The sequence below is a fragment of the Vibrio sp. J1-1 genome (assembly GCF_021728395.1).
Taxonomy (GTDB): domain Bacteria; phylum Pseudomonadota; class Gammaproteobacteria; order Enterobacterales; family Vibrionaceae; genus Vibrio.
Genome location: NZ_JAKKCM010000008.1, coordinates 96,232 through 112,521, shown reverse-complemented (window position 1 = coordinate 112,521; position 16,290 = coordinate 96,232). Strand labels below are relative to the sequence as shown.

Genomic DNA, 16,290 nt, shown 5'->3' with positions numbered 1-16,290 from the left:
TATTGGGTCCCTCAGAGATGGGTTCAGGAACAAATACCCTAGAAGTACCTAAATCAGACATACTAGGGTCCTGTTTTCTAGAGATCATGATGTGTCCAGGCATACTATGTCCTCTACACAATGCGTGCCAGAGGCAGGGTTAAATTGAACAACTGAAAAGTAGGTTTATCTTCTCCCTCGATATGCGCATAAATTGTCACATCGAAAACCAAAGCGCCCCTTGGCTTGCCCTCGTCAGTGCCAGATTCAATAGTAGGATATACCTTATTCAGCACCGTATTTTGAGCTGCGATTTGAACCGAATCCGCAACTGATTCAATGGTTTCCTCAGAACCTGCTACAGTTCCAAGTAAATTTATGTTTCTGGCTACTAATCTCTGACTCGGTATTGGAGTACGGGTAATTAGCGTATTTGAGTCCACTTCGGGAACCAGTTCAGCGAGCAATTCATTGTCATAACCCCAGCCAATATCACATCGTGCCATGCTCCTCATATCACTTTGCGCTTTTGCCACATTCAACGTGAATTGCAACATTTGCTTAAGGTGCTCTTGCAACGTGCGATCTACTCCCTCACTTATATCAATAGATTCAAAGCGTTTTAAGGTTGGGGTCAAATGTTGACCAAATCGAACCGCCGAGGTGGAGTAAACAAATTTTGGATTGGTTGTGCGTCCATCAACCAAATCCTCGTTGCGCTTCAATTCCAGGCCACTCCATGCATTCTCTGTAGAGAGAATATCAAGTCCAATCAATCCTACTCTACGGCGTATCCATTCGCCTTCCCCAAATTTCGGATGCTCTGGCTTACGCTTATATACCACTTGCACACTATCAGTTGTGTACACCGGCGATTCTGTGGGTATTAACTGGTTGGTATTGCTCAATGGCGTAATACTTAACTCTTTGGCGCGTCTTTCCTGTGCAGGAGTCTCCCAGATCAAGTCAATTCGACGTTTGCTTCCATTTGCAATGGGATCTTCATCAATTTTGAATTTGTCAACCAGCCCTGGAATTCCATCCTCTTCAAGCCCCAGATCCTGCTGAAATGCCTCGGTCACTGCTTTAGCAAGATTCGCGAACGCTGTTACCGCATTTTGCACCTGTAGCGAAGATTGTCCTGTAGGTAATTTATTAAGAGAAGTCCAAATTTCATCTCGGTGGGTCCTGTAGACAACGAGACTCTTAAACAGGAGTGAAACCCAATTTTGAGGTTCGTTGTCTGTAGCCACATCCCCTTGCGGAATAACGGTGTCTTGATTGTTATAGCGTACATCAAAGTACACTGTATCTTGGTCGACATCTGGTCTGCCATAATCCGTTTGAAAATGCCACGCCCGAGCTTGTTCAAACCAATCTATAAGTGAATCTGATTCCTTTATTTTTTGAGACGTAAAGCTTTGCGCCATTAATGTTGGCGTAACGGGAAACCGCCTCAGTGGCACGGGTATCCTGACAGGTTTTTGTTGACCTGATGCTGCCGGTGTAAGCGGAATTTCCATTTCCTCAATAAGCTTCAACCAAGCTGATGGACGATAGTCTTTGCCATCAAATGTCCGTTCCACATGGGTGATTCGAAATTGTGGATTAAGTGTCTCTTCAGCTCTACGCTTTTCCCGTTTTGAATCAAATAGTGCCACCAACCATGGGCTATTACTATCTAACTGAACTTTCACAGGTCGGAACATAATTGGCAAGCTAGTGATATCCTGACTGGCAAGAACGATGCGGCCGTAAACACTAGGTGCATCTTGGTCTTTAAAAGCACTATTGATTTTCAGTGGATAACTTAGCACTGAATCAACATCGTAAGCACTGGGTAGATCAGTAATGAGTCTATCTTTAAACACAGACTTTGCCGGTAACGAAGCCTCATCTATAAATGGTCGTTCATCAATTAGAACCGTAGTGATTTTTGCAGCCAGTTTGCTAGCAAGTACCCGCTTATACCGCAGTACTTCATCCAATACACTTTCAGATACTTTCCTGGCCGGCACTGCAATTTCAGGCGATAAAAATCTCGCTATATCTCTGATAAACAAGCGCATGTAATCATCAACATCTGCGTCGCGTACCGAGGCTTTGAGCTTCGTCGTTGTCGCTGTATTGAGAGGCTCGTCATACTCAAATTCTGCTGAGAGCAAGCTTGTTGAGAGCGGCGGTGGTGCAAAAATAGCGGGACCTTCACTGGCGGCTTGCCAATCAATTTGGAGTTGAATGACTTTAGAAGAGACTGCCCAGAAAGAACGCGTGCTCTGTGTTCCTACACCTGTGGTAAGTTCGAACCCATCGAATGCTGTTTTGAAAGCAATCGCATAGTCCAGCAGCTTTTCGCTTCCCTCTTCTGAAGCCGCTGCTGTTTTAGGAGCAATTGTTGTGACATTTTTCCAGGCTGGCAAGTAAGCTCTTTCAGGTGCATCAGGCATGCGGATAACATTAGACTGACGCCGGGCAATGCAAAGAGCAACCTTGATTTCTACAAAGTCCTCTTCTGGCATTTGCAGTACTTTTACAATCTGGCTCCAAGATGGTCTGCTTGCAGGTGAATCCCCTTGCAAAAGTGATTCGATAACATCGTACCCTTCGACACAGAACTCTCTTAGTTTGTCGATTTTATCACGACTTAAACTAATGCTGTCGGTACTTAGACTGGTTTCGATACCAGCAGTGATATTGGGATCGTCGAGCTGCTGTTGCATCCTGCGGTATAGTCTTTGGGATTCAACTAATTTATCACCCAAAGCATCGTTTTCGGGATCATTTTCCACATCAGGATCGAAGAAAGCCAGAGTTCCGTCATCCATTTCACGCGCAAAGGTATTGGGGTCGAATGTTGCAGACAACATAATTTCTAGAGAACCATTGCTCCCCCAACCATAGGCCGCCGCCACAGCAGGAAGTTTCAATGGGTTTAGGAGATGATCAAAATACTCCAACTTTATGTTAATGGGGCGAAATGTACTTCTATTTAAGCGATTTCCGTAAATATCCCTGAAACCAACCCGAAACGTTATTGTCTTTCCAACACCAGCATATATGTCTCGTTCATCTGGAGGAAGACCATCGTTTTGTTGAGCGAACTTGTGGACGGGTACTAACTGCTCGTACAGCCAGTCTTCGCTGTTAAATGAGTCTGGAATTTCGTCACTCTCTTCGAAGTCAGCCGGACCAATCGGTAGCACACTGTCCCCAGACTGAGCAACAAAGTCTGCATCGCCTTTTATTTCCCATTCCAATAAATTGAATCGCTCTTCCAATTCAACTTCGGTATCACCTGCCGCGAAGAGCGCTGCCACCCTTTCTGTTTCGGACAACATATCAACGTCTACATCAGCCACAGCCTGTGCAAGTGTGCCGCGAGTACCATCTGACTTAATGTAGCGCCGAGAGGGTGCCGCCCTAACGACGTTTAATGGAATATGTCCAGGCTCTATAACTGGTTCATACACTTTGTCTCCAGATTCAGCATACAAAAAGCTCTTAGAAGCGCTATCTGACGCATCAGTAATCGCACTGTCGGTTAAACCATTGGGGATATACAGGTTGGTGAAATAATCTCTTGCAGGTAGATTCTCACCTTTGAATACAATCATCAGGGTCAAGTAAGTGCGATCATTGTTGGAATCAAAAATAGCGGGAGGCAGCCCGCCACCATCTTTGGTCTCAATGTGAAGAAAGTATCCACCAGAATTGACAACACTGCCTTGCCGGATAATTTCCAACAGTTCGAGTTTTTCTGCTGCCGTAAAATTCGCTGCAAAGTTATCTTCTGTGTCTTCATCAGAGCCAAAACTATCTTCCACAACTCCATGGGGGCGAGAGATGCGAGAAAGATTGGTTTTGAAAGCAAAAGAGCCACTGCGATTCAACGGCAGATGCTTAAGGGCCCCCTCATTTTGCAGATCCTCATGCAGCAGGAAAACATCCAGCTTATCAGGTTGTTCGTACCATCTGCCATCTTTATCGGTTAAGAGGCGATCCAATACGTAGCGATTGGCTTCACTAACGCCCCCAATCATATAAGTGTTAGGTACAAATTGACCGCCTCCGTCAACTCGTTCTACCCTCGTTATGTGAACCGGGATTTGCGTGGTCCATTGCCAATTGCTGATATCTTTGTCCTGATCTTCATTACTATTTGCGTTGCCGACTTTTAAAGCCAAAGGTAATGGACCTTTACCAAGTTTCCCTAGACGGTTATGCAAATCTGCTCGCAACATTTCAGTAATAGGCCACAGTGTTCCACCCAGAGCACCATTTTGGTTCTGTTGTGACGAGATTTTAACGGGGTCTGAGAACCCATAGCGGCGGTTTTGTCCACGCAGAATATTGAGCACTTTGGCATCAACCCAATCGGGATGAATATCGATTAAACGCATTGCTTCAAGGACATCGATATCAAGCTTGCTTTGGGCAGCGTTAACACTAAACCAGGCTTCTGGAGCAGCTGACAAGCTCAATCTATAGTCCAGTTGATTAGCAACCGCAGATGACCATTCTTGCAATGTGGTTCGCAATGGTATTTGCAACTGTACCAAATCAAAAAAGGCCATGGTATCTTGCGGATCATCAGGATTTTTTACCCGCAGACCATAAAATTGATATCTTCCGGCGGAGGCGGCAATTCTGCTGTACGCATCTCGCTTCGGCTTATTGGGGTCGATTTCTGGATTAAGTGTCATCTTCTGCAGTAACCGTGACACAGCAATATGACTCTCACTAAATGTCAGATGGGCCTGCTTCACTTCTTCTACCGCAGTTTTAATAAGCAGAGCAAAATAATCTTCAAACAGGATTTCTATCGCCAACCTTTCGTCATCGGAACCCAGCCCTGGGTCGGTATTTCGCTCATCCATCAGGACCAGCATTTTCTCGAAATACTCATCCAGCTCATCCTGGTAGTTTTCAGAAACTTTGCGCAAATCTGACAACTTAACCTCATGTGGACTGCCATTGTCTTCAATTTGTAGAATCAGCTCCGATGGCACCGGAAACTGTGCTCCACCTTTTGATTCACCAGCCCCCCCTTTGGGGTGCTCGCGAATTGTCAGATTAAAATTCCCTTTCAGGAATTTCTGCAACGTAGTGTAATCTAAAGGTGTATTTGCTCCATTTCCACTTCTGGATAATGCAATCGGCTGTGCGAGTGCTCGCTCTAACTGGTCCACGTGTTCTATAGATAGTTCCCAATCTACTACCGAACCACTAAACTCACCGAGATCCTTGAACTTCTCTCGTATAGCCCAAACAAGCAAAGACTGTATGACTTTGTCAAATGGCCGTTCTCCTATTACGCCACTGGCCTCTGGTCCCCCTTCGCACATCATTAATAAAACCACCTGAGGGACACCGTCATCGTTTAGACTTACATCGGGAGTAAACCAAACGGTCAAGTCTTCCTGCTGCTGCCAAACTTTGAAAGAATAGTCCCAGGAGATCGGTGGCGCGGATAAATAGTTGCTGCCGAAAACTGGACGTGCCTCTTCTAGCCCCAAACCAGCTCCGAAGACACTGTCATACCGACTGTCACGACTACCAATTTTCCAATCGTAACGAATGGTTGAACGAAAACTAAAGCTCGCTTTTATCTCTATTCTCTTGCCAAAAACCTTGATTCGAGCAATCACCACTCTGACACGAACACTGACACCCGCTTCAAAATACAGAGTAGTTGGATTCCAGGTTTCTAACACAATACCAACACTCGACCATACCCGAACACTCACACCAGCACGAACAATACGAAAATCAACATAGCCAAATATTTCACCTACTAGTCCATAGCGGCCAGAAACAATAACGTAACTTTTCGGCGCTTGAGTGGTAGGTGCTGGATCTTGTGAACCCACATAACGCAGTTTTCCCCAGGTTCCATCAATCATGCCAAATACAGCCAGTGATAAACCGGCTCGGAGAATCCCCTTGCGGATCTCTTTACCTAAACCAACTCGAGCAGCAAAAGCCACACGCATTACTGGACTGTAGCGCCAATCTGGATCTACAGGTTGTGGAAATGTAGTTGCTCCAAGACCATTGATTCGACTGTAGATCATGCCGCCAGATCCCAAAAAGGGCAGAATTTGTACAGTGAAGGAGCGCGAGAAATCAAGATTTTCTGATGGGTATCCCAGGTCAACAGTGACGCCACCATCAGTCCAGATATCCAAACCTATAGCTGGTACCGTTATTGATGCTGCACCAAACTCAATTTGACGGATGTGATCTGGTAAGACAATTTCGGTTGAGTAAACACCGAGATCGTCGGTAATTTTTCGATATAAGATATCGACATCAAACAATAACGGTGCCGGACTGTTACTAGAGGGTACTCTCAATCTAGCGCCATACATCTCTGGGTCCATAAACACAAGATCAAGGTCAAATGCATCGTAAATCAGCGTCTGCAGTCCAATTGTCCAACCTCTGTCTGCATCATAAAGTACCTGTCTCTCAGCTAGCTTTTGTTTTACTTGTTCAGCTGTGCGAATAGCACCATGGGATTTTAAGTGCTCTACCACCTCAACTGTGGAAGGGACACCTGGCTTGTTGTATGCGTCTACTCGCTGCCCAAGTCCCAGATACTTGACGTCAAAACCATCAGGTGAGCCCAGATTATTAAGCCCCATAAACCAACCAATTTTGTCCACATCAGGATTTTCAGGGTCTACGAACAAAAACAGTGTAAAGCCATCATCTTTCGGCAATTTTTTGCCTAAAAGATATAAATGTGCCTTTTTGATAGACACCATGAAATAGCTCTTGTTATTATCTGCTTCCACCTTGCCAAACTCATAGTCTTCGGCTGTTAGGCGCATGATTCCCTGTAGGCCAATATCGAGGTTTTGACCTCCCCCGCCTTCAAATCGAAGGCCAACTGAAAAGCCTCTCTCACCTCCGTTTTCCACTTTTGGTATCCAGCCAAACAGAAGCGTCATTCTGATGCCTTCCAGAGAAGAAGCTAGCGCTCCTAATGCCCCCAAATCCACATCAAAACCCAAACCAAAACGAAATTGTGGTAAAGAACCATCAAAAGACATACCGAAATATCCTTCTTCGCCTAAACTGATGGGTTCATTGCGGGGAGCTGTTTGGAAAAACTTTAATTTAAATGGCAGGCTAGGAAGAAAACCGGATCCGAATCCTTTTTCCGGCAGTTCAAATCTGACTGGCCCAATATCGAAATTGGGTAGGAGATCAGGTAATTCTATGTTCTTTCCCAATTCGAACTCAAAAGTGATACCCAGATCATCGAAGTCCAACTTTTCGATGCCTGGGAAATTTACATCTTCACTAACTTCCTGAAAATCCATATTCCCCCAGAGTGCCACTCTGGTTTTAATTTTTTCCCTCCCCTGGCCAATGGCTTTGGAACTTTCGGTAATGAACTGCAGCTTAGTTAATGTCAGCTTTTCAAAAATAAATGTATCGAGTTCAAACTCGTAGTCTTTCTTGTGAATAAAGGTATAGGTGTCACGCCTAGTGCCGTCAACAAAGCGCCCCTCATACTGACCATCAAAACTCAAAATGCGCCCGGTATGCTCTGAGTTATTTTGCTCGGATTTCACTGAGTCTGTGAATAAGGCTCCAATGAATAATGCAATACGGCAATCAAATCGAGTGACTTCGCCATTTTCAAACAACACCGACATTTTCTGTAGTTTGAAATCATAGCGGGAATCATTCAGCGCGGGTTGGTTGAGATGCGGATCCTTAGGTTGAGGAGCTGGTCCTGACCCCGGCGCAGGATAATCCACAAGACCAAATATAGAACTTCTTTTTGGCGTAAGGTCTTTTGTTCCCTTTTCATTCCTTGTCAGCTCAATACCAAAGTGATGAGCAGTCAACTGTTTATTGTTAACTCCACCCATCAAGCCTTTAATTTGTAGTGGTAAGTTTGAAGTATCGATATTCACATTCACCAATAAAAAGCCATTCCAGTCGGGATTATCAATCGCATCCAAAAATGAACCATAGCGACTTTTTACTCCCGGATTAGTCACCTTTTCTTTGTCTGCAAGTTCTCTTGCCGCCTTAATATAGTCAGTAAGTGCTGCTTGCAAATTGATAAGGGATTCAGAGCCTAACTGACTTCGATTGGTCCAAAGCTGTGGGTCCTTCACCAAGTCTGCGATACTTTTATCATGGCTTTTAACGATTAAAGCTGTCGGCATCGATACACCGGAAGGCGCAGAGGCTGAGGATGCACCAGGATTGTTGCCAAGATTTGCCGAAAAGCCCCAACCAGCCACATTAAATGCCCCCTTCAAGTTGAACATTGTTGTTCCTGTTATATCTTGAGTAGAGCTGGTAACCATAAAGACTCTGTTTTGCATGAGCAGGTCCACAAAGTCTTCATTTATATTTTCGAGAGAGATTTTTGAGTGCTTATTTTTATTAATCGGGATATGAGCAATCAATAACTCACCCCAGGTGCCATCCTCTCTTAATATGACGCGGAATCCTTGAGGCGTATATACCGTTTTTTCTGCACTCTCACTTCCCAATCCAGTTGCTTGCTTTCTTAATAATTTACTCCTTTGAGAGGAGAGCACAGTTTTTTCCAAGTCAATGGCGGTGTTGCTTGAGTCTTTAGTATTGCTCAAACCCAACAATGGAACTGCCGGAATGGGAACATTATGGTCAACGTTGTTTGGCTCAAAATACAGGAGACCAACATCTTCATCTGAACCTAAACCTTTTTCGACCTTTCGACCATGTAATGCCATTCTCTCAGGCTGACGGGATGCCACAAGTCTGGGGCCAATATTACCAGGTAAGTCTATCCAAGAGGTCGTTAATTGGTTAGATAAGATATCACCAGTCAAATCCTCGTCAGAGCCGAATCCATCTGGAATAGTCCGAAAGTCGGCAGCCGCCTGCCGTGATGTGAATCGAATCACGTTTCCGGGTAAATCATCGGCTCTTCGGGGGGAAAACTCCAAGAACTCCGTTCTGGACAGCCCTGTTAAAAGTTTGTGTCTTTCAGGCCATAATGAACTGCCATCGTCACCATCAATTAATAACTCAAATTGTCCGTCGGGTGTCAGGTAGTTTCGAGCCCTCTGGTTTGGCAACTCGCCATCGAGATATTCATCCACAAACCGCTCTAAAACCAGTCGAGAATCCTCCAGAGGGATCAAACCAACCCGATGACCATCGGCTGTTTCGAAGTAACTTTGAATAGCCAGAGATATACTGGACGTTCCATGAGCACCTGCTCCGACAAAAGCCATGGAAGTGCGAGATTTCTCGTATGGCTGTTGTAAATCCATCTGCACTTTTACAGTGTGCTGGTTAGCAAAAGGCCCATCATAGGTAAAAAGGGTAAATCTGGACGAATTAATAGGCGCAGAATTCCAAAACTCGTCGTATTCACCTGCAACCGCGAATCTGAGATGTACTCCCAGGTTATCAAGAGAATTCTGATCAAGAGTACTTATAAATTCGAAGCATCCAGCAGTATCAGAATTTGCTACAGATAATGTAACTTCGCCATCTACTGGCCATGGAATTCCAGCGGGAGAACCACCATTTTCCCTGGTGACTCTCAACGAGTGAGGCGCGATAACCGTTCCGAATAAAAAACCATCTTGAGTCAAGGTAATTGGCGCATTACTTTGAATATTCAGTTTAAATGATTCATTGCCTACCGCCAGCCCTACCGATTTTGAAACGGTATCCGGAACACCTGGAGTTGAATTTCTTCGTACCTCTATCCAATCTTCTCCAGTGGCAATTCCTCGTTCAGAGAAAAGTCCAAATCGCACTTCTCGCCCTTCTGGCAGAGCCTGATTTTGTGCCGTAAAAGCATCTAAAATGTTGTTACCAAATCTGCGCCAGTTATGATTGCTTTGAGATAAGGTCGGCCAAAGCGCATATCCACCCCCTCCCCATGAATCAGTCAAATCTATTTCTGTGCGACCATCATCATTCCACATTACAAAACCAATTCGCGCACTCAAAGGCTCCCCGATATTAAACTCGGGAATGAAAACATTGCTGTTGGTGACTCTTATTAATTTCATTTGGTTATCTCATCTCCGGGCAGAAGAGGCAGCTGAAGAGCTTCGATGTTTAGCGTTTCAAAAAATACGGGATAGGTTCGACCATTGTATCGGCGCAAAAGTTGTAACTGCGAAAGTTCGTTCTGCATTATTTGGGAAATAGCTCTTGGATTGGCTCCCTGCTGCAGAAGCGTCTGATAACGAAGCGTTCCAGATTGCTCCAGTATGTTCCAAAGGGTTTGATAAACCTCTACCTGACTCGGTTCACCGTTGATCACAATATCCACTTGTGGAAAAGGAATCCCCCTCTCATTAAATAGGTAACAAACTGGCTTCCATTCACTTAAACCATCGTTGGCATAATTCACACACGTTTTTAATGCACGAGCACTCGCAGGGTTTTCTCTCTCAAACTTGTTGAGCTCAGGTATAAAGATCTGCTCTAAGTCGTCATCTGATATCGGATCCACACAGATTTTTGCGCGGTCATCAACCCCCAACGAGGAAAGGTACTCCATGGAACCTGGGCAACTGGTGGCGATTAGTAATGGCGTCTGGTCAAATAGATATGAAGGTGGTGAAGTTTCGTTAAATGAGGGGATACTATCGTTATAAAACAAACGATATCGTTTTTTCTCGCGAACACTTTGCGTATTTAGCAGATCGACAGTGCCTGCCACCCGACGCGATTGAGCAGAGCGGTTATCTCCTGTTGAACTTGTGTCTGCAACGTTTATGCCCCCTATAGCCCTGAAGAAAGGTGAAAATGTGAGAGAGCTGTTTTTTGGTACGCCGCCAGTTCCCATTTCTAAACGATAACAGTTTGTTGCACCACCAGAGAAAAACTGACGCCCCTCGGCGGCACCCTTTCTATCTTGTCTAAAGCGACCATCGGCATATTCCACACAGAAGGATTGTCCTGGCAACACCTCAACACTTTTGCTGCTTGTATCAACACCAAAGGTCGTTACCAAAGTGTCTTCATAACTAGAAGGAATGGCATCGACAACAAAGGATTTTATCAAGGGAATTGAACCATTTTTTAGGCAGGCAAAGGGCCCCGTATTTGCAGATAAATCATAAGCGGTGATATATGCGTCGATTACCGCAACAACCGCTTGTTTGTCATTTCTTATTGACTGATCAATGGTGACCACAAATTGCTGTGAAGATCTCGGTCCAAAGCGGGGAAAAAGCCGAGTACCGATTTTTTCAGCTCCGTCTTGAAGTGCGACTTTTTCACAATTCCCTGATTTACTCAAATCGATAACACCCGGGATAATGACTTCTGCGTTACCTTCTGGCAAAGGCCCTGGCGGAAATATCAGCAATACTTTGTCAATTTCTTTAACTACAAATTGTTCAGACTGAGCTAATTCGCAGCCCACCAGATTTAAAAGCACGAAAAAAATAATAAATAGTCGCATTCCACTGCTCCAAAATTTTACTCATCTTAAAAACCACAAGATATGCTCTTCCTTAATTTTGATATATGTATAGCTCAAGTATCGCTACTGAAAATGTAAGATCATACTTTTTCACAGGCAGGCACTGCATATTTGAAATCAGATATGTAGTATTTAATCCGGTTTTAATTCGATAATGGAAAACGCTTCTGCATTGTTGCTCGGGTCTTTAAATGTCCCATCAGGATTCTTACCCTTTTTGTAAATCGTGCGTTTTTGAGGTTTTGGTAGCGCTTCCCACTGGTCCACAACAGTGATGCTGGTATCATCCTGTTCGACATAAAAAGCTGCGTGATTGCCCGAAGGAAGGTTGGGATAAGCACCATTTACGAAAGTCGCAATGGCGGTTCCTCTTTTTATGGTTTCACTTCCCAGTACCACTTCGCCTTCAACCCAGTTGCTGGTCACATCAACTCTGGTGTAATGTTGTACAAGCGCCGCACAGGAACCTGTGCTTACAAGTTGATCGTTTTCAGTGATTATTTTGTCCACATCAATGTAGCTTCTATACCCGCCACTTCTCGGCATCTCCACTTCCTTTGGTTTATTTATAAACAAATTAAAGTTAGTTGAGCGTAAAGCGTAAAGCAAAATATTGTTGATCTAAGGTAAGCGCACCATGAACCCACAGACGATGTGCTAATGTTTAAAGTTCCAAGAGGCTTTGTTGCGTAATTCAAACAGAGAGCTAAATCGCCTGAAGTTAATTACTAAACAATATGCTTAGTTTTAGGCATACCAAGCCCTGTAAGCTTGGTATGTAATTCGGTCGTGGTGTAAGTGTCACCGACCCGAGCATTATAGTTTCTCAGGCTTAACCTCTCACCTAGCAATAGTTTCAAACGATACATGGTAGTTTCAGAGAGTGAGCACAATCTCCTGATATTTCAATAATTCTCGACATGTCTGCTTGAGCAAGTTAGGAAGGGCTTATGCATCGGTGACATTAGATAAACTCAGCTCTGCTGCGACGATATCGTGAGTACTGGTGTCTACTGCTAAATGCAGCTTTCTCCCGACTCTACGTTTTCCGTAAGTACCATGTTTAAGTGAAGTTGGAGCCAATATTGGGTGGATTTAGGGGCAATTTGTACATGTACACCATGTGCGAAAAAACACCATTACCATAAAATATGGCAGTGTACATGTACACAAATTTGAAATAAAGCCGAACAGAATTCTATAACTCACTGCTTAAAGTAGTAAACATTAAGGCCAACCAACCATGTACACAGTCTGGTTCGTAGATTAGTTAAATGAAGTATAACGCTACGCCAAATCTTTGCTGGTTTAGCCTCCTATCCCTCCTTTATTTCAATTTCATCCAGGGTTTTGAGGCTTCCATTAAACATAATGGCTATTTACCATAAAATACTTAATATAGATCTTAATAATCTATCGATTGTTAAGATCTATATTAAGACTAATCCTTTTCTAGAAACACTTGAATAGCTTCATAGATGTCTTGTCTACGGACTGGTTTGGAAATGAAGCTGTCCATGCCAGCATCTAAGCATTTGTCACGGTCGCTTTCTAAAGCGTGTGCTGTTAATGCGATGATTGGTGTGGTGATGCCTTTTTCTCGAATCAAGCGCGTTGCCGTAATACCGTCCATTACTGGCATCGATACATCCATAAGTATCACGTCGATTGAGTCGCTGTTACCTTCCAGAAATGCCAGTGCTTCTTCACCGTGGCTTGAGATGTGAACGTTATGACCTAACTTGTTTAGAATTAATTTAATCACGAGTTGGTTTGAATGCGTATCTTCAACGACAAGTAAATTCAACGCTTTGACTGGGCTGTTTGCTTCGATTTTTACAGGACGGTTCTGATGAAGCCTGGTCAATACCGGAATCTTTATTGTAAATGACGAACCTACATGTTCCTCACTCTCAACTATTATGGTTCCGCGCATCATCTCTATTAATTGTTTGGTGATTGCCAGACCTAATCCTGTCCCTCCGAAACGTCTGGTTATCGATCTGTCCCCTTGATGAAAAGCAGTAAATAAACGAGCTTGTTTGTCTTTTGAAATACCAATACCTGTGTCAGTAACGGAAATAATTAGCTCGTCTTTCTGTTCTAAAACTGAAATGCTCACCGTACCGCTATCGGTGAATTTAATGGCGTTACCAATGAGGTTAAATAAAACCTGAGATAATCTCGTCGAATCAATCCAATATTGTTTGTCAGGCGGTATGCTGCAATCAAGGTTGAAATCCAAATTTTTGCTAATAGCTATCTGTTTTTGCTGGGAAATAACAAAGGTGACGGCGTCACTTAGATTGGTCCACTGCTCATGCAATTGAAAGCTACCCGACTCAATCTTAGAGATGTCTAGGATGTCACTTATGATTGCGAGAAGCAGTTCCGCAGAGCTCTCCATTTGACACAGTGCCTCGAATTGCTCGTTGGACAATGTTGATTGTCTCAGTATATCGAGCATACCAAGAACGGAGTTTAGTGGGGTTCGGATTTCATGGCTCATCATGGCGAGAAACTCGGACTTGGACTGGTTAGCGAGTTCTGCTTCTTCCCGAGCTTTAGCTAACTCTGTCGTCCTCACATCAACGATACGTTGTAACTTCTCTTTGGTCTCTATATCAATGACCGCTCGTTCTATTAAAGGGCGAAAGCGTCGAAGTGTTTCTTTGTTTTCAATACTGAAGTGCCCTTTTTGTGCGCCAATCAATAGGATTATATTTTGAGTCACTTCAGAGCGAATGCCAGTTAGAATGACTGAGTTTACGTGGTTCTTAACGAATATATTTAAGTTAGAGAACTCGCCTAACCTTAATGGTTCGAACAGTAATATACATTCACCATTTAGCGCACGCTCCATTGTGTTACCTTGTAACCAATCAACGGTGTCGAATACTCTGTTTGTTGATATTAAAGTTTTGAAAGACTGTCTGTTATCGTCACGAGTAATAACGATAAAATCTTCAAAATTAATGTATTTTTTTAAGACTGTATTTAAACCAGAGAAGATCTCATTGCGGTTTTTGGCTTCGCTCATCGCAGATATTGCCGAAAGAATGGCTTTGTTTTCATCAGCGAGCAATCTCTCTCTATGCTTCGCTTGTTGTAACTCAACCAACGCTTCCTGAAGAGCTTCTTGCTGGTAGGTCTCTAAATATTTATCTTTCATAAGGCTTATGGAATATCGCTGATGAGATCATTAGGTTCCCATGTCCATTCTCGCCACCAATAAATCTTCCTTGTTCGCCAAAGGTAAATGGACAGATAAATGGCAGGTTTTCCAACTCTTGGTTGATTTGTTCACAAACGCTGTTCATGTCTTGCTTCAAGTGCAACATAGGCCCTGCGCAAAAGATGTTGATGACACCTAATTTACGAGACTCTTCTAATTTCTGATTGAAAGCGATATTCACAACTTTGGCGGCTCGAGCTAGTAGATGTTCCCGACTCCCTTTCATTAAAGTGATCTCATCTCCTTCATTAATATTGGTAAAGAGTTCGATGCCTCCTTCTTCTGTTTCTCTAATGGGGTGAGATAGTTTGTAGTATGGTCTGTCGTACAAGTAGCCCGCGACTCTTCCTATTGGGTATGCACTGGAGTTGGTGAATAACAGGTTATCCTTACCTGTTTGATTTTGCTGATGATTGGTCCATTGTCTATAGCGCTCGAGCGCAGGCTCACCATCAATTTCTAGCAGACATCGTCCTTGGGTTTTAGTGGCAATACCTTTGATATTGGTCGAGGTATGTCCGGCACTAAAAGCGATATCAACATGTTGTGACGAATAAAATAAAGTGAGGCTCACCCCTGATTGTTGTTGCCCTTGCGCGGTAATGACTGACCATTTTCCTTTAATATTATTGTCTGCTGCTGAACCACCGATAATCGGTACTAATGTGCCAAATCTTTGATCAATAGATTCGATTATTGATTCTTCTCTTCCAGGTGTGGCGTGGAGTAGAATTAAGTCTGGTATTTCCCCTACTCGATTGGCATCTTCAAGCGCCATATCCAGTGCATGCATCACGCCTTCATTTTGAGTGCAGTGAGAAATGCCAGTCCCGTAAGCATGTGGGCCGTGATCGTAAATAGATAGTGCTGCGATAACTGGCCCGGAATGAAAACCTTGGTCTGTCATCACTGCTTGGCAGGAACTAGCACCATGGAAAGGCGTATCAGGAAAGTTCTTGAGCAGAGCTGCACGTATTAACTCAGAGTCATACTCTTCTGTGTAATAACATATGACGTAAGCTGGGTTCTTTTGAGTCAATTCAGAACGTAGCTTTTTAACGGCTAAATATTCATCTGTGATATGAGTAAAAACTGATTGGCACTGCATAAGCTTTTAATATTGTTTATGACTTTGTTGTTATACCATCCCCACCGATTATCACTAAGTAAGAAGGTTCAATTTTCTTAAAGAAGTTCCAATTATCGCGGTTGATCTCCAATTTATAAATGAACTAAGACAATATTTTGATTTACTCTGAGCTTAATAACTTTGTTTGGTGAAATAGACTTCCATTCAATATTCTGATGAATGTCCCTTGCATTAATAAACTCTCCCGATTGATCCAGATCAATTTTAAGAGTGCTACTTTTTAGCGCTTCGATTGAAATCCCCTCTGAGTCACGATTAATTGTGATTCTTTCCCCCGATATTGTTAAATCACATCGTTGTTTTTGTGAGCAGTCGATGCTATTAGGTGTCTCGTGTGTAAAGGTTCGCCATAAAAATGCGCCAGCTAAAACACTGAGCATGATTAAGATTTGTGCGAGTCTCGCCTTTGTTAACTTTTGTGCCGGCATAAATACCAATATCCTTGTTACAAAC

Annotated in this window: 6 protein-coding genes and 1 pseudogene; all 7 read right to left on the bottom strand. The window is 43.5% G+C overall.

From position 1 onward, the window contains the following. Positions 1–113 precede the first annotated feature (113 nt). The 7 genes and pseudogenes from L3V31_RS14430 to L3V31_RS14400 all read right to left on the bottom strand — a co-directional run bounded on the left by L3V31_RS14430 (position 114) and on the right by L3V31_RS14400 (position 16,265). Positions 114–10,025, bottom strand: a complete 9,912-nt coding sequence (locus L3V31_RS14430) for a hypothetical protein (protein WP_237316791.1) — start codon at positions 10,023–10,025, stop codon at positions 114–116. Beyond that, positions 10,022–11,431, bottom strand: a complete 1,410-nt coding sequence (locus L3V31_RS14425; RefSeq protein ID WP_237316789.1) for a hypothetical protein — start codon at positions 11,429–11,431, stop codon at positions 10,022–10,024. The genes L3V31_RS14430 and L3V31_RS14425 overlap by 4 nt, the downstream gene beginning before the upstream one ends. Positions 11,432–11,584: 153 nt before the next feature. Then, positions 11,585–11,998 carry a BPSL0067 family protein gene (locus L3V31_RS14420; RefSeq protein ID WP_237316787.1) on the bottom strand — a complete coding sequence of 138 codons (414 nt, stop codon included), beginning with the start codon at positions 11,996–11,998 and terminating at the stop codon, positions 11,585–11,587. Positions 11,999–12,180: 182 nt separating this feature from the next. After that, a pseudogene (locus tag L3V31_RS14415) lies at positions 12,181–12,517 on the bottom strand (transposase); the annotation flags it as partial. A 376-nt stretch (positions 12,518–12,893) separates the two neighbouring features. Then, positions 12,894–14,624: an ATP-binding protein gene (locus tag L3V31_RS14410; protein WP_237316785.1), complete on the bottom strand. Its 1,731-nt coding sequence runs from the start codon at positions 14,622–14,624 to the stop codon at positions 12,894–12,896. Next, complete coding sequence (locus L3V31_RS14405; protein WP_237316783.1) at positions 14,614–15,795, bottom strand: FIST N-terminal domain-containing protein; 1,182 nt, start codon at positions 15,793–15,795, stop codon at positions 14,614–14,616. Before L3V31_RS14405 ends, L3V31_RS14410 begins: the two co-directional genes overlap by 11 nt. Positions 15,796–15,908: 113 nt before the next feature. Continuing rightward, a complete protein-coding gene (locus L3V31_RS14400; RefSeq protein ID WP_237316781.1) occupies positions 15,909–16,265 on the bottom strand; it encodes a hypothetical protein in 357 nt (118 codons plus the stop codon). Positions 16,266–16,290: the final 25 nt, after the last annotated feature.